We start from the raw sequence: 23,856 nt of genomic DNA, 5'->3' as shown, positions 1-23,856 counted from the left end.
TCACCGCGAAACGCTGCTGCACCCCGAGCCGATGCCCCAGGCGGCGCCGTTCGGAGGCAGAATTGCCAGTCGTCAAGGGGAATCCGCAAGGCCCGCACCATCTGCCCGAAGCGCGCGCATCGGCGCGCGGGTTCACTGCGCCGAAGATGTGAGTGCCCCGCGCGGGTCTCAGGTACGGGTGAATCCGATTCCTTTGTCGATACACCACTGAAGAACTGTGCCTCCAAGCGTGTCAGGAGCCGTCAGTAACCCGCGACGGAGATCCTCAGTGTTCACTGGCGGCGTACTGTCGAGGTCGTTGACGAAAGCCTCGACCACAGCGGGCCATCGCGGCATCCCCCAGTCCGTGTCACGGACGCTGACGGACGCCAGCGCGGCGTTCATAGCGATCAAGTAGTCGCGTCCGTGCTGGCACTCGATCTGCGAACAGGTGTCGAACACGCTGGTGACGGTGTGGGTCCAAGGCTCGTAGAGGGTGCCGAGGAGGTCGGCGACCGTGCGGCCAGCGATCACTCTGTCTGTCCGAATCAATTCCAATGCCAGCTCTGACCACTCACTCCCGGGCATGCCCAGATGATCACGCACGATCCGGAACATCACGACGTTCGCGGCGAACATCTCGCCGTCGCCGATCCGGTTGAATCCGCCACTGGCGTGAGCGAGCTCGACCTCGGAGTTGCGCCACGCCCGTTGAGCGATCGCTGCTGCGGCAAATAGCACCGGATCTGCCTCGTCACCAACGGTGCTCCGGAATGCCGACCGCAGGGCTTCGATGTCGATGTTCTCCACAGTGGGCTCCCCTCGTGCATCCCTGGTTCGCCTGCCACAGGCGAAGCGGCACGCAACCCGTGCCGCTGATCGTAGGGCCTTCGGTGGATGGCCGCGAGCGTCGAAAGCCTGGTCTACTCCAGGCATTCAGCACAGCGTCGAGTTCGGTTACTTGCATGGAGCCGGGTTCACGACGGTCATCGGCTGCCGTCGCGAAGTGTGGGTAGTCGGACCGCGTTGTGTGAGCTTGTCGGCGAGAACGTTCGTGTAGTTGCCCGCGCTCGGTGCGTGGATGGCCGACAATTGTCGGTATGGCTGGCGAGGAACAGGTCGATCCCGCCGACTCGACGACATCGGGGTCGGAAGTATCGCCGAGTCAGGGGTTGGCTGGTACCACAAGAGCGGAAGGCCAGGATGTCAGTCGTGGTTGTCTGGGCGAGCTACCTGGTGCGCACGGTGGCGTCTCGGCGTCGTTCGAGATTCGCTATGTCGACGGCGCGGAAGGAGAGCGCCTCGCCGCGGTGCAGGCCAAGGCGATTGCCGAGCTGTTGGTCTGGCTCCGCGATCATGGAGACGGCGGCGGTGTGAGCTGAATCCGGGCGGTGCTGGCCAGGCAGGCGATTTGGTTGATCGGCGTGTCATGGCAGTTTGGTCGGTGTGTCGTGCGCGCCTAGGGCTCGAACCTGCGACGCGTGACCTGGGGTTTCTTGTGAGGTCCAGTTACCTAAACTCCGCTTGCATTGCCCTGACCTGCGCAAATGATGCGCGGGTTGGTGCCCTCGGCGGGGCACATCGAAGATGGGAACGGGGACGACCTGCGTTTTTCGCGCGGTCAGCTGAGGATCGAAGCCGACTATCAACTGTAGGCTGGTCCAGCGGTGATCATGAGATACCCGAACTGCTGAGTGGGGGTCAGGGGTTCGAGTCCCCTTAGCTCCACAGAAATAGCAGGTCAGGCCCGGTCTCAGACCGGGCCTGACCTGTTTTTGTGTCGGGCCCCCCGTTTACCCCCCGTTTTGGTTCTGGATTCTGTTCGGCCTGGTGCCACCTGGGCGGTTGTGTACCCGCTGTGGCTACCGTCGCCCGAACGGGCACCGGCTGGTGGTGCGCAACGGCTACCACGGCGAACGGCAGGTGTTCACCGCCGCCCGGCGCGGTCACCGTCCGCGCGCCGCGCGTGAACGACAAGCGCACCGACGCGGAAACCGGTGAGCGTAAACGGTTTTCCTCGGCGATCCTGCCCGCCTGGCACGCAAATCGCCGCAGATCAGCGAGGTGCTGTCGCTGTTGTATCTGCACGGGCGCTCGACCGGCGACTTCGGCCCGGCCTTGGAACAGTTCCTGGGCTCGGGTGCCGGGCTGTCGGCGGCGTCGATTACCCGGATGAGCGGCCAGTGGCAGGACGAGGCCGGTGCCTTCGCGGCCCGGGATCTGTCGGGCACGGACTATGTCCATCTATGAGTCGACGGCATCCACACCAAGTCCGTCTGGAGCAGGAGAAACTGTGTCTGCTGGTGATGATCGGCGACGGCCGAGGATGATCATGGCCCACTGGACCATGGCTTCGTGGTGTTCAGGCAGGCGTTCGTAGTCGCGAACACAGCGGCGGTGCTGGAAGATCCAGGCCAGTGTGCGCTCGACCACCCACCTGCGTGGGATAACTTCGAAACCGGCAAACTCGTGACCCGTGCCCAACACACACTCGGTTACACCATCGAGATCGTCAAACGCAGCGACGTCGCCGCAACCGGCGACCTCGGGCATATCGAGTTCCTGCAAGTGCTCTGTCACGACGAGATCGCCCGCCGCGAGTCCCAAGCGATCGCCCGCCGGATCCGCCGCGCCCATTTCGAACAGCAAGTCACGTTGGAGGAATTCGACTTCGCCGCCAGCCCGAAACTCCCGGCGGCGCAGATCCGTGATCTCGCGGCGCTGCGGTGGCTGCCGGTCGGCGAGTCGGTAGTCCTGTATGGCCTGGTCGGAGTACGCAGAACCCATGTGGCGCAAGGACTTGGACATCTGGCGATCCGTCAGGGTGCTGAGGTGAGGTCCACCAAGACCAGTCGGCTGCTGGCGATGTTGGCCGGTGGTTACGCCGATCGCACCTGGGACAAACGGTTGCGTGAATTCGTGCACCCGCCGGTGTTGATCCTCGACGACTTTGGCATGCGGGAGTTGACCGCGACCCAGGCCGATGACCTCTACGAGCTGATCTCCAAACGGTCGACCTCGGGCGGATCGCTGATCCTGACCTCGAACAGATCACCGGTCGACTGGTATCCGCTGTCCCGAATCCCGATGTCGCAGAGTCACTGTTGGACCGGTTGATCAACACCAGTCATCAGGTGTTCATGAACGGGCCGTCCTACCGGCCAAACAAGCGCCCCGGCGGCGCAGACGAATCCAAGACACCGAAGAAAGAGGTCGGGTAGAACATCACCCAGGACCCCATCACCTGCCCAACTCCGTGAACGAACGCGCCGGGAATATCGTGAACGTCGACAGGCGCGGAAGGCTTCCCGGTAAAGCTTGTTGGGCCAGCGGACGGTCCCGCGTTCGTAACGGGCGATAGTGCGGGCGTCGAGTTCGCGCCGCTGACCGAACTGGCGCCAGATGTATGCGTTGACGGCCTTGGTTAGCTCGGCGCGGCCCATCACCTGACCAGGTGCCACCCGCGACGGTGTTGCTTCCCGTCGCTGCTGGAGCTGCACGTTCGGTTGCATGCGTCCCCTCGCCGAATGCACGATGCATTCGTCCGGGTGGTGAAACACACGGTACCGGGAGAGCTGACCGCACAGTCAAATCGGCCGCGCCGACGGGACGTCGGTGCGAAAGATAGCCACAGCTGATGTTCGGATTGGATTCACGAGAGGTGGTTCAATTCGGCACGGCGTTCCAACTCCCGTGCGATGACTTCGGCGGAGGCGGGGGTAACCGTCGTGTCGTGGTGGGTGACGTCGATCAAGTACCGACCGGCGGCGGCGGGATTGGCATCGGTGACGTCGATCCAGCTCACATGGGCTGGAGGGTAGGGGCGTCGGTCGTGGAGGTACTGCTCGATACGAAAGTATCCCTCGGCGGTTCGCGGTAGCCGCAGCAGCGTTCGGATTCGTTCCTCGCTCGGCTGCTGCCCGGTATTCGCGGTTTTCCAGGAGCTGGGTGGCTGTTCGCCGCGGACTCGTGGTGTGTAGCCGACCATGTGTCCGGCGGCGCCTGCCGACACGTTTGGCATGGTGGCGGCGATATGTTTGCCGAGACTGTGGCGTTGCGTCACGACGAGCTTGATCGAACCGCCGAAATCTGCTGTGGCGCCGGATTTTTGGAACAGGATAACTCCGAGGTCGCCGATGGCGGCTGCGAGGGAGCGAAGGCGCCTGACGGAGTTGTGGAACTGTCCGGCGCAGACGATACGCAGGTCTGGGTTCGCAAGCACGCGAAGTGGGCCGGTCAGATCAGGGTTGCTTCCGTGTGGATAGCGTGCGCTGATCTCGGTGCGCAACTGGGCGTATTCGTCTCCGGTAGTAGGAGTTTCGATGATGCTGATGGGGTATGGGTAAGTGTCGAGTCCGGTTTCCGACCACACCCATGCGAACTCGTCGGGAGTGAACTCCCACACGGTTTGAGTTTTCACCGGCCGGTGCCCGCCGCTGGATCGTCGTCCATGATTGGTCCGGTGCCTGACAGTCTCACGGGCTGAGGCTGGTTGCTGCTGTCGGGCGTGGCTGGGTCGTCGTCCATGATTGGTCCGGTGCCCGACAGCCTGATGGGCTGGGACTCGGTAGTGTTCTCGGTTGTCTCGGGGGTGTCGTCCATCGTGGGTCCGTTGCCGCTGAGCGCCGCCGGTCGCGGTCCGTGCGAAGTGCCGGCCGAGTCGTTCTGACCGTGCTGGCCGGGGGAGTCGGCGGCACCTCCCTGTTGCCGGACTTCCGGCAGGCCGGAATTCGATGGTGCGGGTTGTGCGCTGCCTGGATACATCACAGGCACTGGACGGCTCGGTTCCGCCGCAGGTGCAGACGATGAGTTCGCCGAACTGGGCGTGGCGTAATCGTCGGCGTACTGATGCGCGTACCGGGCTGGCGCGACAGCGTTGGGTGCAGGTGAGGTAGCCGAGCCGACGGATGGGAACGGGTTGTCGGCTCCAGGAACCTGATCGTCGCCGACAACTCCGACTGGAACCTCGAGGTTGTCGGTCCAGTCGGAGTGCACCCTGCGAAGGTAGTCGGGCGCACGATGTTCGGACTCGTCTTCCTTGCGTCGCTGAGCACCCGCACCTGGAGCCATCGGTCCCATCGAGCCGCCCATCCCTGCCCGAGCGCCCATCCCCCCGCGAGCACCGGGACCGGTCGCATTCGGGCTGTTGACGCCGGGCAAGCCGGATCCGGGAAGACCAGGGATGGATGAACCCGGACCACCGGGGCGTGAACCGATGTTGCCGGGCCCATTCGACCCATCGCCGAGCCTCGGGCCGGGCGAGGTCAGGCTTGGGCCGCCTGGACCGGTATTCGTCGCCGAAGGTGTCGTCGATGTGGTGACAGGAGATGTGTTTGTGGTGGGAGGTTGCCCCGCGAGGCCGGGCGGGGTCGTCGCGGTCGGCGCAGAGCTGGCGGGGGTGGTGTCGTCTGGACCGTTTCCTGGGGCGGTTGGATCCTGGGGTTGCGGGCCGTTCTCAGTAGGCGAATTCGTTCCTGGTCCGCTCGAGACAGGACGATCGCCGGTCGGCGGAACGCCGTTGTCGCCGGTCGATTGAGGGACATCTGCATAGCTGGGGACACCGGATCCTTGGGGAGGTATCGATCCTTTGTACACGGTGTTCAGGGCCTGAATGGCCTCCTGCCGAGCGCGTTCTCGCTCGGTCGCGACCTGATCGGCGAACGCCGGGTTGATCAGTCCTGGCAGAATCGACTCGACCTGGTTGTCCGGATCAGGCGTCACGTCCGTTACCGAGGCGGGCGGCGCCTGCACCGCAAGCCGCACCGCTTCGGCCGCCCATGCGGCCGCGTCCAGTCGATTCCCTACCGAATTGAACACCTGCCCGACCTGGTTGGTGACGCGCTTGAACTGTTCGGAGGCAACTTGGGCTGCGTCGGCGCTGGCACCCTTCCAGAGACCGTTGCCGAAGATTCGGCTCATGCCCATTCCCAATGTCACGGTGGAAATGTTCACCAAATCGGAGTAGCTGTCTATCCAGACTCTACGAAGAGTCTGGAGACCCGCAGGGTCCAACCCGCCCTCGCCATGCACCGCGGCATACAGCTGCTCATGGGTCATTCCCTCGAAGCGATCCTCGGTCTTCGCGAAGTCCGGGTCGGATCCGTATCCGAGGTCATCGAGGTGATCGTCGGTGTTCTGGATGCGGGTCTGTGCGTCGTTCGCACGCTGCTGCGCCTGCTGGGAGTTCAGCGCTGCCGTAGTGTCCTGAAGTCCGACGGCCGCGAGACCGGGTGGCAGCGTCACCTGCCCGGGTAGTGTTGGCGCTGTCGGCTCGTTGGCTCCGCCCACCGGATCCCCCTCGAAAAATCGCAGACTTCGATTCGGCGAGCCTATCACTCCCGGTCGAAGGAGCTCTTCGGTTCCTTCCAGGGCTTTGCGCGTTTCCGTTGCAGCGCAACCACTTCCGGCGTCGGCAGCGCAGGTGGTCAACTGGTCCACTACCCGGAAGCCTCCAATGTGGACGGTGTGGCAGAATCGGCCGCAGCCCGAGCCGCTGCTCCCGGGCGTCAGTTGCCTGCCACTCCCGCTGCCGGGAGTTTGCACCGCCTCAGGGGGATTAAGCGCATCATGTTCGAAGCCGATATCCAGCAGCTGCGCTGGCTGGTCAGCACGGTTGACAGCGTCGCGGCTGAGATCGACAAGATCGATGTCCGAACCAATGGCAACAAGATCCCGGAGGCTCTTCCCGGATGTGCGCTCGGGCCGGTATGTGTGCAATCGGGCGAGTTCATCGAAGGCGCATGGATGCGGATTTCCGAACGCCTGCAACGACTCTCCTCGATCGTCAACTTGAGTACCACCGTCTTCCAGACGACCGATGAGGAGTTCGAACTCCGCCTGAAGGCTATGGACTTCCAGGTTCGAGGTGAGCTCTGATGCCGACACGCACGCAGGTCAACGACTGGCAGCTCGGGAAGCTGTCGGAGTGGGCCGGCGAGCTGGAGAAATCCACCCAGCTCTATGAAGCCCAGCTGGGGCGCATGCTCGTCCACTTCACCAACACCGCCTGGTCCGGCAAGGCGAAAGACGCCGCATCCGATCGATTCTCTGAAGAGCACGACCAGGGGCGACGGCTTACCCAAGAAATCCTCGATGTCGCAACGGCACTGCGGGCGGCCGATGCTCGCCTCGCGGTAGAGCGCAATGCGCTACTCGGGAGGGTCGCGGATGCCGAGGCAGACACGACATCGCCACTGACACTGCGGGTCGCTGATAACTGGGTTGTCGAGAGCACCCTGGTCTTCGTAGGCAACGTCAGCGAGGAAGATCTCGTAAAGGTCAGGGAGAGGATCGACCATCACCAGGGTCTGATCAACGCGGCCTACTACAGCCTTGTCAACGCCGCCAGCGAGGCGGCGACCAGCGTCACTGCGGCCTCGCAGGAGATCCGTGTCCGTGGTGATCAACTGGCAAACGGAATCGACGCTCCGGCAACCGACTTCAGTGAGGCCGGGAGGCTCGGTGCCGAGGACGGTAAAGCCGTCGCTGACGCACTCAACCCGAATGGCACTGTCGACAGAGCCGTTCTGGATCGCATCGCCAGTCAACTACCCGCGGGCATTCTCAGTGAGAACGATCTCAAGATTCTCGCTGAGGGCGGCGAGGTCTCCACATTGCCTGCCTCGGTGCAGGACTACTACCGCGAGTTCTATCAGAACGCTGGTAAAGACGGCCTTCTGGCGATGAACGAGCACCTACGCAAACAGGAAGAACCCGGCAATCCACTCGCCGCAGGTCGGCGAGATGCGCTGGCCAACGGCTTGCTTGTGGTATCGAACGAGAAGATCGGAACAGGCCGAAACCCTGACGGGACACTGCGCTCACCCGGTGGCTATGAGAACGTACCCAAGCCGGTACGCGATCTGATCGAGACACGATTCCCAGTCTCCGAGAACGACGACGCAGATCCGCGGAACGGCCCGCGGCCGTACCGGCAGCCAGCAGAATCAGCCCGCCTCGGTGAGATCGCATCGCTATCGGATCTACTCGGTCAATCGAATCCGGGATACCAGCCCGGGACCAAGATGGGCACCGAGATGATCGAGCAGTCCGCGTATCTGATGTCGGATGTCAAGGATGACCTCAAGGGCGTGCCGTACGTTGGTGACGTCTCAAAGCAGTTCGAGTCAACCGCCGCGCGTCTCGTCGATGTCGGCGGACGCAACGAGGAGTCCGCGTACCAGATCCTGACCGGGGACGGCATGCCCGACGACTACAAACCCGAAAAGGCCGTCAGTGCCCTGCTCGGCAACGACTGGAGCAACGTCGACCAGGGACATGGCGCATCACAGTTGCTCGACTGGATCGGCACCGACTCACACAGCACGGACGAACTACAGGCCGACCGCGCACGTGCCGCGCTGGAGCAGCTGCCGGGGCTTCTTGCTCCAGAAGAGAACAACGTGCTCACGGAAGACTTCCGGGAGTACAACGAGAACTTCGCGAAGAACCCGGAACTGGCGACTGCGCTTAGCAAGGCGCTGCAAGGCAACCTCGGTGCGCTCGGAGATATCAACAATCCGAACGGGTACTCCATAACCGATGTCGTTCCAGAAGCCGGTGCACCCGATCGTGTCACGCTCCAGGCAAGTGAGGCAGACCGGCTGCTGATGCTTGCCAATCAAAGCGAAGAAGGTCGCGTCGGTCTGCAGACAGCAGTGAACCTGATGCAGCAGGAGATGATCAACAACGCGCTGAGTGGCGACTCGAGCTACAACCAGCAAGTGGGTACCTACCTCGGAACGCTATCTGGGCGAGTGGACGCGGGAATGAACAACGCGCTGCTCTATCAGGAACACATGAGGATTCTTGACGAGAACGGCCGCTTGGCGTCCTCATACGAAAGCAAGATGAAGGGCGCCGAGATTGCATCCGAGCTTATCCAGGAAGCAATTCCCTTCAGACGTCTAGGGCCAGCAGGAGAGATTGCAGGCCCGATCGCCGTCGGCGAAGCTGCTGATGCACTAATAAACAGCGTCATCAAGGAACCCGACTACAAAGCAGTCGCGGTCCAGAACTGGGAAGACCTCCGGAACACGCAAGTCGAGAACATGAAGTCGCAAATCCTATCCGCCGAATGGCAGGCGACCGGTACTCTGCCACCCGGTTTGTTGGGGCAAGATGGACGACCGTTGCCGTGGACGGCACTTACTGCTAGTAGCCAAGCGCAGGCCAATGAGATATTCCAGGACCGAGGATTTTCATTTTTCGATGATGCCTTTGCACTTTCGTACGGAGAGCAGGCGGAGGATAAGTTCTTTACCGGCGAGGACGTGTTGAATTCTTTCCTCGATGGCAAGTACACGCCTGGAGCAGGCGGAGGTAACTGATGCCGCCTTATACTGCACGACTCGCCGCGGCTGCCGTCGGAGTTGTTCTTCTAGTGGCCGGATGCAACGCTGATGAAGGCGTACCGGCTCCAGTCGAGTCCAGTCGGACTGGAAAGGACGTCTGCGACAGCGTCCTTGCGTTCGGCCGGGATAACCTTGGCGCTCTCGACCTTACGCGATCTAAGGGCGAGGATGACGAGCGTCCGATCCGAGATAGAGCGTACTGTGTCGTCAGTCGCCCTCTACCGGACGGCGGCAAAGGCATGGCGCTGATAGCGGAGCTTCGACGTTTGCCGGATTTCGACCCTGACGTGCCGGTCGCTCAGCCCGCAGGCTGGAATGTGGTGCGGGGATTCTCGGTGCCTGTGTGGGAGAGGATCAGTCTCCCGGAAAGGCAGTTTAGGGCTGTAATAGATGGATGGCATGGCTCTTTGGCCTTAAACGCCGACGGTTTGGTCACTCCAAGCGGCCCGATTTTGATAACTGACGAAGCGGTCAAGGCTTGTATCGAGTTCCTCATCGAGCTGATCCGCTCCTCCGGAGCGTGGAAGTAGTCCGAAGCTGCTATTTGTTCGGGCGCGTGACATTGGTGACATCGGATAGCTGAAAGTGAGTGGTCCTTTTGGTTTCAGAATGTGAAGCGCAAACAGCATGTCGGGACGAGCTGGAGCCTTCGCCGTGACTTACCGCTGGGGGACTGGACGGGCTTGGATTCGATCCATGCCGGTCCATCGACCCGACCGGCGACAGCGACCGCTCACCGCCGCGAATCGTTGCTCGACAGCACGGTTGAATGGCGCACGTGCATCCCGGCGGCGGAGATATCTTGTAGGGCTGGGCTGGTCCAGCTCCGTCCACTAACGCTGAGGAAGTTTGGATTCGATTGTCTCGGCTATTCGATTAATACCTTCGCAAGGCTGCTCGTCCGAGTAAACTGCGCTCACAGTTTTGGAGATGTCTACGGCTCCACCGGTATTCCCGACGGTTACATAGCATGCACTGGCCGACGGCTGAACCCGGGTGAGCGCATCGCGTCCATTGATCGTGATCTGTTTTGACTCGACACCGTCCCGAATCTTGAAGTCGTCAAGAGCTATGTTTGTTGACGATATAGTCAGATAGCCTATCGTTGTTGGCTTGCTTCGGACCTGGGCATTTCGTGCGAATCTGCATCCAATAAATGAATACGTTTCGAAAATGAAGTCCGCACGTTCGCGACTCTTTGGATCGTACCCGAGTTCAGCTACTGTCTCGTCGTCGATCTCAGTGCATGGATCGTAGGTTACTGGTTGCCGGCCTCGATTTATTTGAGTCGGCGCTGGCGATATCGAGACAGCGAGGCTTGGCCGACTTGTCGGCGTTGCTGCGGTTGTCGTCGGCTGATTGACGGAAGCGTCGGTTCCGCAAGCGCTGAGCGCCAGAACGGCCGCAACGATCTGAATCGCTGCCTGTTTCCTGATCATGGGCGGGGGTCATCCAATCCGGCGTTCTGAGTAGCGAATCGAATAGCGGCGGCATTCGTCTGGTCGGCCTCGGTGATCAAGTTTCCAGCACGCAAGTATGCCTCTTGCAGACGCATCGCTCCCTGCACGAGTTGATTGATCACCTCGATTCCCTCTTCGGCCTTCCTGGAGAAGCCATCGTTGAGCTCTTTGCCTGACTGAAACCCCCCAAATCCTGTGGCTTGGGTCGCGGCTCGTATTCGTTCCTGCACCTTCAGCAGAGATTGGATCGCTGCGTCATACAGTCCGACAGCTTCACGGACGGCCGCTTCCTCATAGTGGATCAGCCCGGCGCGCGCCGCCTCGTTGAATGCCGCGATCTCGGCTTCGCCGTAGTCGAGCTGGGTTAGTGCCATCGAGAACCCCCAATCCAGTGTGCTTGAACGAGGGTATCAGCCAGTCAGTTCGGGACCGGTAGCTCGAACCAATGCGCCCAGAGCCTCACTGATGAGGCTGATTGTTGGGCAACCTCTCATCGAGCCATTCTGGATACGGCCTGGCAGGACCAGACACTACGGTTCTGTTCGTTCGTAGCAGCACCGAGGCTAGAACGCATGCAGCGCGTGGCCGTCGCGATGCGTGAATGCCGGGTGCCGATCATCACCCAGGTGCATCGCTACGCCATCGGCGGCGGGGCGGAGATCTCGTTGAGCGGCGACATCGTCATCCAGCCCGGTCCAGGCCAGGCTGGGCGGTCACTGCGATGGCGGATTTGGCAACGGTCGGTGTGAGAACTCCGGCAGTCGACGAGTTCCCCTCGCGATCTCGAAAGCGAGGTCACTGTAGGCGTTTGCAAGTTCGGTAAGTCGATGCCGGGCATGACGGAGCCCCGACCCCGAGATCGTCCCTTGGGCGGCCTCGCGGGCGTCGACGGAAAGTTGGGCGAGGCGATCGATGATCATGCCGACGGTCTCGGAGTGCAGGTACGCGGCACCGAAGGCGGGTGGCTTCTCGGCGGCCACCCATTCATCGATCAGCGACACCAGTCGCGCACGCTCACGGTCGCGCACGCCAGCGTTTGAACGGTCTCGTGCCTCGTGCAGACTGGCCAACTGCTCAGCGGCATGCAGAATCGGGTGGGCGAGGATGATGGTCCCGGCGCAGGCGCTCAAGACCATGTCTTTCGAGGGCAAAGGCGTTCGCATAGTTTCCTGACTCGAGGGTTGTCTCGATGGAGTCGAGCGGTAGATAACACCGGATAACGAGGGGTACCGCCCAGTCGTCGTTGCGGCGCTGTGATGCCAGCTTTCGGGGTCTGGACTAGGTTTTGGAGTCGGTCTCACCCAGGAGCGTCCGGCCACAGACTAGGGGGCAGCGTGTGCCGAGCGGTCTCGTCGTCGTCGGCGAACTCGCCGCGTGGGCCTCGGTATTCCGGCCTGTCGAGCACGATGGCTTGAAGCAGGCGTGTGAGCAGCCTTCGTGTGCGCCCCAATGTTGTTGGCTGCGAGGTCATTTGCTTCCTCCGCGCTCCGCGAGCCGGTGATATTCGCGGAGCCAGTCGGCGAGGTGGTGATCCCGTTCTGCGAACCTTGTGTTCACGAATTCTGTTCTCGGCCATGGAGACCGACCCGTACAGCACCGCTGGGCACGCCACTGCGATCAGCCGATTCGCGGTGTCGAACTCGGCGCGGGCGGGCGTGGGTCTGTTGTGCCGCGTGGTCGTCTCGAGGACCCGAGACCGGTTCCAACTTGGACCGGACCCGGTTTGCTCGTTTCAGGGCGCGACCCATCCCCACGGCCGTTCGCCCCGTTGCCCGTGCAGGCAGGCCAGCCGGTAGTCAGCCTGGCGGCGGGCGTGGTCGGAGACGGCCGCATGGCGTAGTGCGAACAGACACAGCTCGAAGGAGCGGACATCGCGGATCACCGGATAGCCCTGCCACTCGGTGACGTCGGAGCCGTAGGCGTCGGCGAACTGCTCCCACCGTGCTGGTGGGTCCGAAAGGGTGTCGGACTGGAACGCGACGGTGGCCTGATCCCATTGCGGTGGACCGATGCAGCAGCGTTCCAGGTCCACAACGTGACCGCCGGTTGCGGCGGCAATGGTGTTGGCCGGTGACGGGTCGCCGTGGATGACGCACCACGGGCTCGGCCAATCCAGCGCGTCCCACCGTTCCGCGAGGTTTTCGGCGTAGTGACGCAACCAGTCCTTCTCGGAGTCGCCGGTGAGGCATTGGTCGATACGGCCGGTGAAGTCGGGCATGCTGAAGCGCGGCAGCCCGAGGTGGGTGGGTACTCGCAGTGAGTGCAGCCGCGCGAGCATCGTCCCGGTTTCGGCGGCCTCTGCCGGCCCGCCGGATCCGAGGTCTTCCCAGAAGGTGACCGGCCGTTCGGCCACCACGACCGGGTCGGGGACCAGGGGTTCGGGTGCGCGGACGTGGTGAGAGCGCAGCCAGTCCGCCGCGCGCAGCTCGCGGACCGCAGTGGCCAGTTCCCCGCGTTGGTGCACGCGGATGATGGTGGCGGAGTCGGTGCGCAGCATGGCGTTGTCGCGCAACCGGATCGGGTCGATCCGGGCAGCGGGAACCTCGGCCTGGGTACAGGCCGCTCGGGCCAGGGCCACGATGTCTTTGCTTCTCATGGTGTTTCGCTTCTTCGGGTCAATGACCGGTGGCCAGGGCAGCGGCGGTCTCGAACAGGCCAGCGGAGTTCGCGCCCTTGATCAGGACGACATCGCGCCCGCGCAGACCCTCGTTGATCAGCGCGAGCACCTGGTCCTTGGTCTCGACGTGGGTGACCTGCGCGGAGCCCGCCTCGCGAGCGGCGGCGGCCATGAGTTCGGCGTGGTGGCCGCCGACGGTGATCAGGGTGTCAATGCCGAGGTCGGCGACGCGACGCCCGATCCTGGCGTGCAGGGCCGGTGCGGTGGTGCCGAGTTCACGCATCTCTCCGAGCACCGCGACGGTGGGCCGTGTTGCGGCGGCGATGGTGGCCAGTGACCGGAGTGCGGCGTCGACGCTTTCCGGTGAGGCGTTGAACGCGTCGTTGATCACGGTCACCCCGTCGGGGCGTTCGGTGACCTCCATCCGGCTGCCCGACACCAGCGCCGCGCCGTTGAGTCCTTCGGCGACGGTGGCGAATCCGACACCGGCGCTCAACGCCAGCGCAGCCGCGGCGAGGGCGTTGGTCACATGGTGCTCGCCCACCACGCCGAGGGTGACCTGTGCGGCGTCGTCACCGTGGCGCAGGATGAACTGCGCGCGGGCGCTGGCGTCGAGGGTGATGTTGGTGGCGCGCACATCGCCCTCCGGGCCGGTGCCGAATCGCAGGACCTGGGCGCGGGTGTGTCCTGCCATGGCCGAGACCAGCGGGTCGTCGGCGTTGAGGACCGCGATACCCGCAGTGTCGAGAGCTTCGACGAGTTCGCGTTTGGCGACCGCGATCGCCTCGCGGCTGCCGAACTCGCCGAGGTGGGCCGAGCCGATGCCCAGGACCGCGCCGATCTGCGGGCGGGCGATGGCGGTGAGGTGGGCGATGTGGCCGCGTCCGCGTGCACCCATTTCCAGCACGAGGTAGTCGGTGTCGGCCTGGACCCGCATCACGGTGTGCGGAAACCCGATCTCGTTGTTGAACGACCGCTGGGTGGCCACGACACTGCCCTCGCGGGACAGGATCTGAGTGAGCAGGTCCTTGGTGGAAGTCTTGCCCGCCGACCCCGTGATCGCCAGCACCCGGCCGGTGTAGCTGGTGGCTACGGCGTGGGCGAGATCGCTCATCGCGGTCACCACGTTCTCAACGATGACTGCTGGGGTGCCGGTCGGGCGCGAGGCGAGGACCGCGATCGCGCCTGCCTCGATCGCGGCGGTGGCGAAGTCGTGGCCGTCGACTCGGTTGCCGGACAGCGCGGCGAACAGGCCGCCGTGCTCGACTTGGCGGGAATCGAACGCAGTCGGGGCGGTGACGGTCACCTGGGCATCATCGACACCGTCGAGCCGACCGCGAACCGCGCGGGCGACCTCGGCGAGGGTCATGGGGATCATGGATTCCAACCTTTCGATTTCAGTTACCACTGGAAGTCTCGAGAGCCGGGCGAGACCCTGCGCGGGAGGCGAGATCAGTTGTGCGCCACGATCATGCTCGCCGTCGGTCCGGGACGAACGACCGGATGACCGCACGGGGTCGAACTATTGCCAATCGATGCGCCACCACGTCGTGGCGCTACTCGGGTGGTCGGCGCGCGGAGACCACTCGGGCGCGGGCCGTTTGGCCTTCGTCGCCGGGCTGGTTACGCCCCGCCGCGGACGGGTGCGAGTTCAGCTCGTTGAGATGTCTCTGCGCGGGCCTCCAAGATGACACTTCCAACAACGAGGGAAAGCCGGTCCGGCGGCTTCGCCATGGCTTCCCCCGAAGACGGGTTCTGGTGAAAATCTTGGCCCGCAAACAGCATCGGCAGGAACGGCACAGTGGTGGCATACCGTAGGCGTACCGTCGGCATTTCCCAGGTCAGGCGCTGGAAAGTAGGGCGCGGCATGATATGAGCGCGCGGGAACGGACCGGCGTCGAAGCTTCCGCGCTGCAACAGGCGATGAGAAAGTCGGCCCGGCGCAGACACCGTCCGCTGTGTCCCCGCTCATCTCCTAGCCCGTATACACGCCGAAACGACCGGTGCGGGCCAGCGCATCAGGGGACGCCCGACGCGTCGGTTAGCGTTCGCCGAACTGTTCTCAGCCTGCGATAGTCTGGGCGATCAACTTTGAAAGCCGTTCGTGTGACTCATGACTGAGGTGTACGCCGTCGATTCCCGGGTGCGCGACTGTCGCTGCGTCGACGAACAAAGCTCCGCGCCTGCCAGCGACGCGGCGTATGGCATCACCAAGTGCGCGCGATTTGCGCACGGAGTCGGCGTCGTATTCGGAACTCTGCTCTGCAAACGCAGGCTGGCTTGCATCAAGATGGATCGGGCTGACCAGCAGTACCGCAGGAACTCCGCCGGTGCGGGTCCACGCTGTGCGCTCGATGTTGTCTATGTAGCCCTCAAGTGCTGTGGCGACATCATCTATTTCTCGACCAAATTTCGTTTTTAGATCATTGTTCCCAAGCATGATGACCACCATGTCCAGGGGTGAGTGGCTGCGCAGGCATGGTTGAAAGTATTTACGGCCGTTACGGTCGTCGCGATCGGGGTCGTTCAAGTCGGTGGTGCGACCACCTAAACCTTCCTCGATAATGGCGTATCCAGTACCGAGGAGTTGTTGTAGCCGCCCCGTCCATCGCACGTCGGCTGGCCACCGGCCGCGCCCTTCGTCGGGCTGTCCGAAGGTGTTGGAGTCGCCAAAGCAGAGGACAGTAAAGGCGGTGGGGTTGACAATCAAGGTTGGATTCCTACGGGTTGGATGGATGCACCGAGATATTTGACAACATCGACAAGCCCGTCCAGTCGTTGTCGACCGTGGCGGGTCAACAGCTCATGGGTCAGCGTGTGAAAAAGGGGAATGTGGCCAACGAATTCCGGTGCCATCGAGTACGCGTCGCGGAGTGTGTCAACAGCTTCCGCATCGTCTCGATTGTGGATCTGCGCTTGGGCAACATTGATGAGCCTGCGGCTTTGCAGCGTGGGCGGAATTCCAGCACCACCACCACTGACAACAGCCGCGAGTTTCAGGGCTTCACGCGGCCGACTGGCCACGGTCTCATTGATAACGCCAAAGCTAGCGGCCGAGGTGCGACCGAACACGTTAGATACCTCGGGCCTACCTACATACTCGTCATCCAACTGCGTCCCGGCTGCGTCGCATAGACGCAGATATCTTTGCGCTTCGTGGTAGTCGCCCGATCGAGAGGCGGCGAACGCCGCGTAGCACAGAAGTTCGCCCCAGATGGCGACCTGGCGTGGTGTAGCCGTGGACAAACGCGGTTCTATTTCGGCAGCCGCATTTTCGGCGCATGCTGCCGCATCGTCGTACATGCTATTTTTCGCCAAAAGCCATGACTGCGAACCTTTTATCGCGGCTCGGGTCAGTTCATCGCCGCTTTCCGCTGCAAGAATATCGGCGCGGAGAAGTGCCAACGATGCCAGGTCCGTCTGCCCCGCGTAGCCCAACAGATTGGATGAAGCATGCAATAATTGGGCCAGTGAAATGCTGGCCTGCCGTCGTAACTCGCCCCCACTGTCCTCAATGGCGTTGTATGCGCTCACTAGAACGGTCGGGAGCGTCCGCTCCATTTCGCTGAACTGGGCCGAAAAGAACAAATCCCACACGTGCATTACCGAGGAGGTGAACTCTGGCTTGGCGCCCGGTGGTGTATTCGGAATGCATCCCATGAGTACCCGCCGCAAATGAAACATATTGCCCTCGCGACCGGCGTTATCCGAGCTATCCGAAATTGAGTCGCCGGGATCGTTAATCACCGCAGCTGGTTTTCGAGTTTGTGGCCGGTGTCTTTTCCGCCACGCCGCCTCTCCTTCGGACACGATCTGCTCGAATCGCGCCTTATCATCCGGCGTAGCCCGTAGATCAAAGGTCGTGTCGAGTATGGCCTGCGTGTTTGAGCGCGGCCTGACTGAACTCAGACCCGCTCGCCAGTTTGTAACCGTGGTGGATTCCACCCCGAGTAGGGCTGCGAAGTCCCGGACAGACTTTCGCATCGCTTCTTGAAGAACTGCCGCTTCGAACCCGGTCCATGCCCGCCCTCTGACCATGCCTCTACCTCACCATTAGCCGCCTGACCTTGGTAATGACGCGCGTTACCCCGACACTACCTGACCGGTACGCGATCGCGCGCACCAATGGCAACCGTGCACCACGTAAATCACCGCACGCACAACGTGACTCGGTGGGCACCGCTGGCCTCGCCCATTCGGCCCTCGCCGGCCCGCGAGTGATAGGCGAGGTGGTCGAGAGTGCCCAGGTGTGAATGGGCCAACGGGGCAACGACATCCGAGCTGCTTGGAAAGAGGAGTCCGGCCCCACGGACACGGGTTGCAGCGGCCGGACTCCTCTCCCATCTCCCGCGCGCCCCCGAGTGGTGCGCCCAGCTTCGACGCGCGGGAAGTCTTACGGATTCAATACTTCGTAGGCGGCCGGGCTGCAGGTGTTTGGGTGGTGAGGCGCTGCCTGCCCCGCTTGGGCCAGTGCGATCATGGCAGTCTTGCTCAGGATCTGTCCCGAGCTAAGCCACCATTACACCTACACGCTGAGCGCATTTGCCCAGATCGCCAGCCGTGAGGCCGCGTTTGGCTTTGCGCATCTTCTGTCCGACCACCTCTTGCACCCTATCCGTGTTCCGGACGTGCTCTGGCGCAATGCTTTCGGCCCTCAGCAGCACGTCGAGTGGGTCGTGTCGAGGATTGCTTGCGTCACAGCGCGGGGTTTGACCTGCTCAGGCCCGAGCGCCAACTGTTGGCTGTGGTCGTCTCGACGCCCAGCAGTGCGGCGAACTTTCGGATCGACTCACGCATTGCCTCTTGCAACGCAGCAGCTTCGAACCCGGTCCATTCCCGCCCTCGTATCACCGCCGCCCCCTATCTTCCAGTGCCTGACCTGGGAAATACCTACGGTACGCCTACGGCACCCCACCCCTGTGCGGTTCCTGCCAATGCTGTTGGCGGGCCACGATCTGAACCAGAACCCGTTTTCGGGGAATCCGTGGCAAAGCCGCCGGACGCCCCTCGTTGTTGGAAGCGTCACCAGGGAGGCCCGCGCATGAGACATTCCGACGAGCTGAACCCGCGACCATCCGCAGGTGGGTTCGGCGCGCGCGTTGCCTCGTGGCTGGGGGTTGCGAGGTGACCGATCAGCAGGCGTTGGCTCGGGCTCGCACGATCGTGTTGTTCAGTGCTGGCGCGGCACGCGGTCGTCGCGCGGCGGCGGAGTCGCGACAGACGTCCATATCTCCTCTGCGGGCGCTGCCGGGGTCTGGTGGGCGTCACCGGAAGGAGCCGTGATGTTCGAGAGCTGCCATTCCGTCACTGAGGTGGCGTATGTGTATCGCCGGTTGGGGTTCGCGGTGTCGTGCGCGCACGACCGGGTTTCATTGGTCGCCGACGACAGGTTCGGTGCGGTGGCGATGCCTGCCGAGCTGGGTAAGCAGGTGTGCGAGGTCTTGGCGGAGGAGCAGGACTGGAGCGAGGGGATGCCGATCCTGAGTTATGCGCGGGCTCGTCGTGAGTGGGTGTTCCTGGTCGGCCCGGCCTGGGGCCGCCCGCTCTCGCCAGGTCGCGCGCGTCGGGTTGCCGACCTCGAGAACCACGGGGTGCGGGTCTTGGAGTCCGGTCAGCGGATCTGGCTTCCGATGACCGATAACCAGACGGGGTGGTTTTGGGTGTCGCCGCCGCAGGACGCGAAGCTGGTTCCCGCGCGTACCACGCTGATTTCCGCTGCTCGTGGACTGCTCGAACGCCGACGGATGTCCTTGGCGTGGGTTTGACCGATGGATACCCCACCCCAGTCCAGTGATACCGGCGACCGGCTGGCACCGGAGACGCTGTTCCCTTCGGGGGAGGCGTTGTTGTCGGCGATACGCGGGCATCACCTCGGGCGCCACCCACTGACGCGGCTGGCGCGTCAGTTCGGGCGAATGCAGCAATGGCTGCTGCTCGGTGCGGGTCGTGAGTGTCGTTGCTGCAGAACCGAACTCATCCTCGCTGTCGATGTGTGGGTGGGTGAGCATCTGCCACACCCGCATCCGGCCGCGACGCTGCACACCGAAACCCTCGGCACGGTGATCGACCGGCTCGCCGAAGCGCAGGTGCGTGCGTATCACCTGTTGATGACGATCGATCCGGCCGATGCACGGGTGCATGCGGCCTGGTATCGGCTGGCCGAGTTGGTCGACGGCTACACCGACCTGACCACCGAGGTGATGCGGCGGGCGCGGCGGCTTCCCGCGCTGGGAGCCGATCACTGATGGGGTCGAGACTTCCCAGTAAGGACGCGATCCTGGCCGCCTGCCGGGGCTTCCCGCCGATCGAAGACGACCCGATCCTCGACGCCGCCGCCGAGCTGGCGGTGCTGCATCGGACTCGCGAGCACACCCCCATCTGCGAACTGGAAGCCATCGACGGGCATCGCGGGAGGTTGATGTCGAGCATCGATTGCTGGGTGCGGATGGTGACGCCGGTGCCGTTCGCGGCGGCACGAGTGCATACCCACACGATGGGACAGGTGATCGACCGCCTCGCCCAGCTGACCGTCCTCACCTATACCGCGCTGTCGGCCGCGCACGACGAGGTGTTCTACGACTCCACCGACTTCCTCGCAGAACTCGCCGACGGATATGAGGACCTGGCCGAGGAACTCGCCCAAGGCATCCGCCGACTACCCGTGACCACGACCTTCCCATGAGCAGTGCCACAGGGCCACAGGGAATAGACCCTCCCCGTGCCCGCATCACCGAAACGGAGCCAACGATCAATGTCCGACCCAACCCGCGTGCCCGGCACGCCACAACCCGCTGATGGCATGAACAGGCAAACTAATTCTCCACCAACACTTCTCACGCAACTGAGACGAAGGCTCCCTTATCCGGGCGGGCGGCGGCAGCAGGCGGATTCCGCGTGTATCTTCTGCCGACCTTCGGACCCGCTGGTGAACACGGTGATTCAACACCGCAGGTCGATATATGCCCGCTGGGACAACTTCCCCGCCAGCCCCGGCCACCTCGAACTCGTCCCGTTCCGGCACGTCGAGTCCTTCTTCGAGTTGACCGCACGCGAAGTCCGCGACCTGCACCGCCTGGCCAAGGACATGCGCGAACACCTGCAACTCCTACGCCCCGACGGCTACACCATCGGCGTCAACGACGGTGCCGCCGCCGGGCGCAGCATCGCCCACCTACACCTGCACATCATCCCGCGCTGGCACGACGACGTGCCCGACCCGCGCGGCGGAATCCGGCAGATCTTCCCGGACTGCGACCCCGACAGCTGGCACCGGGACGGAACGACTTCGGCCACCAGCCACCCCAACGGTTAACCCGACACCCGCTCGCTGTCTACACATTTCACTCCACATGGCACTGGATGGGGCACTGAGCCACCGGGCACACCCCTGTGCTGGGCCGAACACATCGCGCGAAAATGGAGCACGCACCGCATGTTCGATGACACGAACATTCCCGGTATTCAGCCACCGGAACAACGCACACCGTCTGACACCGACTCGGCCGATGCTCTGGTGATCCTGGACACCGACATCGGTTACGACCCTGACGATTTGGTGGCTGTGGTGATCGCGGCCCGCACGGTGACCAACCTCGCGGTCGTCACCGCCGATGAGACCCGTGGACGCCGAGCCCGGTTGGCCCGCCACCTGTTGGACCTGCTCGACCGCACCGATGTCCCGGTCATCGCCGGGCTCGACCTCGGCGGCGAGCATCGGTTCCTGGCCGATCATGGTGCGGGAATCCCGCGCTATTCCGACACGACGGGCGAGGAGCGCAACGACCGGATCGATCAGCTCACCGACGACATCGCGCGACTGTGCACGACCGCGACCGGCTCGATCCGCTGGGTTGGGATGGGCCCGATGTCCAACCTCAACGCCGTCCTTTCCCATGTCCCCGACATGGCCGAGCGTCTGACGGTGACGCAGATGGGCGGATGGCTGGATCACTACCGCGACCAGACACGCGCCTCGCACAACTTCCACACCGACCCCACCTCAGCGGGACTCGCCCTGCGCATGCTGGCAGCGCCTCGGCTGGTCCTGTCCGAGCACACCAACTCCCCACTCATCCACGTCACCCCCGAGTGGGCGCTGGTGCGCCGCCTGTCCGCACCGACCGCACCGACCGCACCGACATGGGCGAGCCTGCTGGCGGCCCACTTTCGCATGTGGTCCACCCGCCGACCCGGGTCGTGGATGCACGACCCGCTCACCCTCAGCGCCGCCCTCGGAATGCCGTTCGTCACCTTCGGCCGCGAACCGATCCGCATCGGCCGCGACGCCCGCCTGCACCGCGACCCCAACGGTCGACCGATCGAGGTGTCCGTCGAGGTCGACTACGACGGGTTCCTCGACTGGATGCACGAGGCGGTGCGCGCGTGAACTGGCGACGTTGGCTCAACACACCCACGCACCCGGACCCCGCCACCGCGCTGCCGCCTGCGACCAGCTGGCTGCGGCTGTATGCCGATTGCGGACGCGCGCGATTCGATGACGCCGACCGGCTGATTGCGGTGGCATGCCCGGCCGTGCTGTGCGGGTCGGTCACAGTGGCCGACAACAGAATTCGTGAACACCTGACCTGGGACGCCCGCCCCTGCCCATGGAGTGGATGGCGAATCGTAGACGACCGCGTAGGGCAGGTGGTGTCATGACCCACCGGCACCCGCGAGAGCCCGACGAGGTGACCGGCTTCGGCGACTGCCTCACCGATCCCGGTGAACTCACCACCGACGCCGCGATCACGGCAGTGAGCCTGCATCACGCCTGCCCACCCCGATGTCAGGTCCAGGGCCGGGCTCTGGACACCCTCGACGATGCCTACGGCTACCCGCCCGCCACCGACGTGTCTTCGGCGGCAGAGTTCGGCGAACTCGATGTCCAGCTGGCCGACAGGCTCCGCGATTACCAGCGGCTCGCCCAGCGCGGGGAGGGCAAATGACCTCGCAGCCAACAGTATTGGCCCGCACCCGCACGTTGCTCGCGCGCCTGCTGCGGGCAATCATGCTCGACAGGCCGGAATATCGCGGCCCCAACGGGGAACTGACTGATGACGAGGCGGTCGAGCAGTACACGCTGCCGCCATGGCTGTGGCGGGATCCGCCCCGCTAGATCCGGCTCCGGCTGTTCATTCCAGGACACCCGCCGCTGGAATCCGGCAGCCCCCTCCAGGGCAGGTGTCCATCCGGTGTGGCAGGACTGACAGATGCAGCCCTCGGCAGTGAGCTGGAGGGCTGCTTGACGAACTGGCTCCCCGGAGGCGTCGGGAAGGTGCACCGTGCGGCGTGGGCTCGGCGTGCGGGTACTGGTGGGATCCGAGAATCACCGGGGCAGCAACGAGGCGGCGGCGAGACACGGCACTATGCGGCGCGGCTCAGCCTACTGATCACGCCCCGTGCGGCCGACGACCTTGTCGACGTCGGCGTCGTGCGGTGAGACCGTTCGGATACGTAACCCACAGGTCTCACCGCGACTGGCCTGGTCTTGGTTGTGTTCCGGGGGTGGTGTTCTCAGCAGGCGATGGCGGGTGTGTCGGAGACGCCGTACCCGATGAGAACGTCGGGGGATTCGCCATATTCGCTGATCCCGAGGCTCAGTGAGCGGGGTTGGTTGGTCCAGGGTGCGTGCAGGTTGATCGGGGCCAGGCGGCGGCACTCGTAGGCGACCTGCATGGGGGTGGAGTCCCAGATGCGGGGGAATTCGGGGGTGGCGCGCAGTTTCCGGAACAGCGATCGTGCTCGGGGGAGGTCTCGGTATCGCCCGAGCGTGCCGCGCAAGATGGCGACGGTGTAAGGGATTTCGGTCTCCCAGTTGTCGATGTTGTCGCGGGCGGCGGGGGAGAACATCCACAGGGTGTAGTTGTTGTCGGCTTCGGCGAGGCCGGGCACGGTGCGGTGGAAGATCTGGTTGCCCTGCAGCACGGTCCGGAGGGGATCGAAGCAGACGGCGAGGACATCGCGGGTGTCGAGGTCGTCGAGGTAGGTTTGGACGCTCTGGCTGGTGAGGCGCTGGCGTAGCTCGTGGGCGTGTGGCAGGCCGCGGGAGGGTTGCCACAGTTCGCGCAGGTGTCGGCGCTGGTCGGGGTCGAGGTCGAAGGCATGTGTCAGCTTGTCGAAGCTGGTGGGGCCGGGGGTGATTCGATTCGCGACGAGCTTGTCCAGGTGGGAAGTGCTGATGTCGGCGACTCTGGCGACGTCGGCGCGGGAGCGGCGATCGCGCAGGCGCAGGAATTCCAGCGTGTCGTGGAAGTCGGGCATCCCGTCCAGGATGGGTGCTTCCTGCATCTCACCTTTCCCGTCTGTGCGGAGGTAGCGCGTGTGCGATCTGTCCAGCGTGCGAACGACGAGCTGCCGGTTCGACGTCGCGGTGGCGGGTGTGTTCGGGGGGACTGCTTGGCATCGGGGACTCCTTGTCGGTGGTGCGGGTTGGGGGATCGGGACGGGG

General features: G+C 63.8%; 22 protein-coding genes and 3 pseudogenes. 13 read left to right on the top strand and 12 right to left on the bottom strand.

From position 1 onward, the window contains the following. Positions 1-168: 168 nt before the first annotated feature. Positions 169-789, bottom strand: a complete 621-nt coding sequence (locus AC3ERS_RS20180; protein ID WP_431969590.1) for a hypothetical protein — start codon at positions 787-789, stop codon at positions 169-171. Between the two features lie 290 nt (positions 790-1,079). Between AC3ERS_RS20180 and AC3ERS_RS20175 the strand changes: the two genes are divergently transcribed. From AC3ERS_RS20175 to AC3ERS_RS20165, 3 genes and pseudogenes are all read left to right on the top strand, one after another. Beyond that, complete coding sequence (locus AC3ERS_RS20175) at positions 1,080-1,361, top strand: hypothetical protein (RefSeq protein WP_431969589.1); 282 nt, start codon at positions 1,080-1,082, stop codon at positions 1,359-1,361. Between the two features lie 493 nt (positions 1,362-1,854). After that, positions 1,855-2,303, top strand: a pseudogene (locus tag AC3ERS_RS20170) (transposase); the annotation flags it as partial. Between the two features lie 214 nt (positions 2,304-2,517). Further along, positions 2,518-3,200 (top strand): annotated as a pseudogene (locus AC3ERS_RS20165) (ATP-binding protein); the annotation flags it as partial. Between the two features lie 431 nt (positions 3,201-3,631). On the opposite strand, the gene AC3ERS_RS20160 reads toward AC3ERS_RS20165, so the two are convergent. Both AC3ERS_RS20160 and AC3ERS_RS20155 read right to left on the bottom strand, forming a co-directional pair. Further along, entirely contained in the window at positions 3,632-4,384 is a 753-nt protein-coding gene (locus tag AC3ERS_RS20160) for an ESX secretion-associated protein EspG (RefSeq protein WP_431969588.1), read from the bottom strand. A gap of 11 nt (positions 4,385-4,395) precedes the next feature. Beyond that, positions 4,396-6,222: a hypothetical protein gene (locus AC3ERS_RS20155; protein ID WP_431969587.1), complete on the bottom strand. Its 1,827-nt coding sequence runs from the start codon at positions 6,220-6,222 to the stop codon at positions 4,396-4,398. 324 nt (positions 6,223-6,546) lie between these two features. Here AC3ERS_RS20155 and AC3ERS_RS20150 point away from each other — a divergent pair, with 324 nt between their 5' ends. The 3 genes from AC3ERS_RS20150 (at position 6,547) to AC3ERS_RS20140 (ending at position 9,862) form a co-directional block, all read left to right on the top strand. Continuing rightward, positions 6,547-6,855 carry a hypothetical protein gene (locus AC3ERS_RS20150; protein ID WP_431969586.1) on the top strand — a complete coding sequence of 103 codons (309 nt, stop codon included), beginning with the start codon at positions 6,547-6,549 and terminating at the stop codon, positions 6,853-6,855. Then, on the top strand, positions 6,855-9,308 hold the full coding sequence (locus tag AC3ERS_RS20145) for a TPR repeat domain-containing protein (protein ID WP_431969585.1): 2,454 nt from the start codon (positions 6,855-6,857) through the stop codon (positions 9,306-9,308). Before AC3ERS_RS20150 ends, AC3ERS_RS20145 begins: the two co-directional genes overlap by 1 nt. Before the next feature lie 263 nt (positions 9,309-9,571). Beyond that, on the top strand, positions 9,572-9,862 hold the full coding sequence (locus tag AC3ERS_RS20140) for a hypothetical protein (RefSeq protein WP_431969584.1): 291 nt from the start codon (positions 9,572-9,574) through the stop codon (positions 9,860-9,862). Positions 9,863-10,165: 303 nt separating this feature from the next. On the opposite strand, the gene AC3ERS_RS20135 is transcribed toward AC3ERS_RS20140, so the two are convergent. From AC3ERS_RS20135 to AC3ERS_RS20105, 7 genes are all read right to left on the bottom strand, one after another. Continuing rightward, positions 10,166-10,771, bottom strand: a complete 606-nt coding sequence (locus tag AC3ERS_RS20135; protein WP_431969583.1) for a DUF3558 domain-containing protein — start codon at positions 10,769-10,771, stop codon at positions 10,166-10,168. Continuing rightward, positions 10,768-11,166, bottom strand: coding sequence for a hypothetical protein (locus tag AC3ERS_RS20130; protein ID WP_431969582.1), 399 nt, complete (start codon positions 11,164-11,166; stop codon positions 10,768-10,770). The genes AC3ERS_RS20135 and AC3ERS_RS20130 overlap by 4 nt, the downstream gene beginning before the upstream one ends. Before the next feature lie 339 nt (positions 11,167-11,505). Continuing rightward, positions 11,506-11,928, bottom strand: a complete 423-nt coding sequence (locus AC3ERS_RS20125) for a DUF4254 domain-containing protein (RefSeq protein ID WP_431969581.1) — start codon at positions 11,926-11,928, stop codon at positions 11,506-11,508. Between the two features lie 596 nt (positions 11,929-12,524). After that, the gene (locus AC3ERS_RS20120; protein ID WP_431969580.1) at positions 12,525-13,388 is read right to left on the bottom strand and encodes a phosphotransferase enzyme family protein; all 864 of its coding nucleotides are present in this window, start codon (positions 13,386-13,388) and stop codon (positions 12,525-12,527) included. A 19-nt stretch (positions 13,389-13,407) separates the two neighbouring features. Then, positions 13,408-14,787, bottom strand: a complete 1,380-nt coding sequence (locus AC3ERS_RS20115) for a UDP-N-acetylmuramoyl-tripeptide--D-alanyl-D-alanine ligase (RefSeq protein WP_431969579.1) — start codon at positions 14,785-14,787, stop codon at positions 13,408-13,410. Positions 14,788-15,471: 684 nt separating this feature from the next. Continuing rightward, entirely contained in the window at positions 15,472-16,119 is a 648-nt protein-coding gene (locus tag AC3ERS_RS20110; protein ID WP_431969578.1) for a GDSL-type esterase/lipase family protein, read from the bottom strand. Beyond that, positions 16,116-17,156, bottom strand: a complete 1,041-nt coding sequence (locus AC3ERS_RS20105) for a hypothetical protein (RefSeq protein WP_431969577.1) — start codon at positions 17,154-17,156, stop codon at positions 16,116-16,118. Before AC3ERS_RS20105 ends, AC3ERS_RS20110 begins: the two co-directional genes overlap by 4 nt. 1,535 nt (positions 17,157-18,691) lie before the next feature. Here AC3ERS_RS20105 and AC3ERS_RS20100 point away from each other — a divergent pair. From AC3ERS_RS20100 to AC3ERS_RS20070, 7 genes are all read left to right on the top strand, one after another. Continuing rightward, entirely contained in the window at positions 18,692-19,174 is a 483-nt protein-coding gene (locus AC3ERS_RS20100) for a hypothetical protein (protein WP_431969576.1), read from the top strand. Positions 19,175-19,177: 3 nt separating this feature from the next. Further along, positions 19,178-19,654: a DUF4254 domain-containing protein gene (locus AC3ERS_RS20095; RefSeq protein ID WP_431969575.1), complete on the top strand. Its 477-nt coding sequence runs from the start codon at positions 19,178-19,180 to the stop codon at positions 19,652-19,654. Beyond that, positions 19,654-20,091, top strand: a complete 438-nt coding sequence (locus AC3ERS_RS20090) for a DUF4254 domain-containing protein (protein ID WP_431969574.1) — start codon at positions 19,654-19,656, stop codon at positions 20,089-20,091. Before AC3ERS_RS20095 ends, AC3ERS_RS20090 begins: the two co-directional genes overlap by 1 nt. A 69-nt stretch (positions 20,092-20,160) precedes the next feature. Beyond that, on the top strand, positions 20,161-20,721 hold the full coding sequence (locus AC3ERS_RS20085; RefSeq protein ID WP_431969573.1) for an HIT family protein: 561 nt from the start codon (positions 20,161-20,163) through the stop codon (positions 20,719-20,721). Positions 20,722-20,841: 120 nt separating this feature from the next. Continuing rightward, a complete protein-coding gene (locus AC3ERS_RS20080) occupies positions 20,842-21,795 on the top strand; it encodes a nucleoside hydrolase (RefSeq protein ID WP_431969572.1) in 954 nt (317 codons plus the stop codon). Between the two features lie 268 nt (positions 21,796-22,063). Beyond that, entirely contained in the window at positions 22,064-22,354 is a 291-nt protein-coding gene (locus AC3ERS_RS20075; RefSeq protein ID WP_431969571.1) for a hypothetical protein, read from the top strand. Then, positions 22,351-22,524 carry a hypothetical protein gene (locus tag AC3ERS_RS20070; RefSeq protein WP_431969805.1) on the top strand — a complete coding sequence of 58 codons (174 nt, stop codon included), beginning with the start codon at positions 22,351-22,353 and terminating at the stop codon, positions 22,522-22,524. The genes AC3ERS_RS20075 and AC3ERS_RS20070 overlap by 4 nt, the downstream gene beginning before the upstream one ends. Before the next feature lie 75 nt (positions 22,525-22,599). On the opposite strand, the pseudogene AC3ERS_RS20065 reads toward AC3ERS_RS20070, so the two are convergent. Together AC3ERS_RS20065 and AC3ERS_RS20060 are read right to left on the bottom strand one after the other, a co-directional pair. Then, positions 22,600-22,689: pseudogene (locus AC3ERS_RS20065) on the bottom strand (DUF7340 domain-containing protein); the annotation flags it as partial. Between the two features lie 233 nt (positions 22,690-22,922). After that, a complete protein-coding gene (locus AC3ERS_RS20060; protein WP_431969570.1) occupies positions 22,923-23,696 on the bottom strand; it encodes an MmyB family transcriptional regulator in 774 nt (257 codons plus the stop codon). Positions 23,697-23,856 lie beyond the last annotated feature (160 nt).

The sequence above is a fragment of the Nocardia sp. bgisy134 genome (genome assembly GCF_057708325.1).
This window is presented reverse-complemented; position numbering and strand designations above follow the sequence as displayed.

Bases quoted from the DNA above. Each gene is read 5' to 3' on its own strand.
- AC3ERS_RS20140 (WP_431969584.1), top strand. From the start codon at position 9,572: ATGGCGCTGATAGCGGAGCTTCGACGTTTGCCGGATTTCGACCCTGAC.
- AC3ERS_RS20115 (WP_431969579.1), bottom strand. From the start codon at position 14,787: ATGATCCCCATGACCCTCGCCGAGGTCGCCCGCGCGGTTCGCGGTCGG.
- AC3ERS_RS20150 (WP_431969586.1), top strand. From the start codon at position 6,547: ATGTTCGAAGCCGATATCCAGCAGCTGCGCTGGCTGGTCAGCACGGTT.
- AC3ERS_RS20070 (WP_431969805.1), top strand. From the start codon at position 22,351: ATGACCTCGCAGCCAACAGTATTGGCCCGCACCCGCACGTTGCTCGCG.
- AC3ERS_RS20075 (WP_431969571.1), top strand. From the start codon at position 22,064: ATGACCCACCGGCACCCGCGAGAGCCCGACGAGGTGACCGGCTTCGGC.
- AC3ERS_RS20100 (WP_431969576.1), top strand. From the start codon at position 18,692: ATGTTCGAGAGCTGCCATTCCGTCACTGAGGTGGCGTATGTGTATCGC.
- AC3ERS_RS20085 (WP_431969573.1), top strand. From the start codon at position 20,161: ATGTCCGACCCAACCCGCGTGCCCGGCACGCCACAACCCGCTGATGGC.
- AC3ERS_RS20125 (WP_431969581.1), bottom strand. From the start codon at position 11,928: ATGGTCTTGAGCGCCTGCGCCGGGACCATCATCCTCGCCCACCCGATT.
- AC3ERS_RS20095 (WP_431969575.1), top strand. From the start codon at position 19,178: ATGGATACCCCACCCCAGTCCAGTGATACCGGCGACCGGCTGGCACCG.
- AC3ERS_RS20175 (WP_431969589.1), top strand. From the start codon at position 1,080: ATGGCTGGCGAGGAACAGGTCGATCCCGCCGACTCGACGACATCGGGG.
- AC3ERS_RS20080 (WP_431969572.1), top strand. From the start codon at position 20,842: ATGTTCGATGACACGAACATTCCCGGTATTCAGCCACCGGAACAACGC.
- AC3ERS_RS20120 (WP_431969580.1), bottom strand. From the start codon at position 13,388: ATGAGAAGCAAAGACATCGTGGCCCTGGCCCGAGCGGCCTGTACCCAG.
- AC3ERS_RS20060 (WP_431969570.1), bottom strand. From the start codon at position 23,696: ATGCAGGAAGCACCCATCCTGGACGGGATGCCCGACTTCCACGACACG.
- AC3ERS_RS20130 (WP_431969582.1), bottom strand. From the start codon at position 11,166: ATGGCACTAACCCAGCTCGACTACGGCGAAGCCGAGATCGCGGCATTC.
- AC3ERS_RS20090 (WP_431969574.1), top strand. From the start codon at position 19,654: ATGGGGTCGAGACTTCCCAGTAAGGACGCGATCCTGGCCGCCTGCCGG.
- AC3ERS_RS20135 (WP_431969583.1), bottom strand. From the start codon at position 10,771: ATGATCAGGAAACAGGCAGCGATTCAGATCGTTGCGGCCGTTCTGGCG.
- AC3ERS_RS20145 (WP_431969585.1), top strand. From the start codon at position 6,855: ATGCCGACACGCACGCAGGTCAACGACTGGCAGCTCGGGAAGCTGTCG.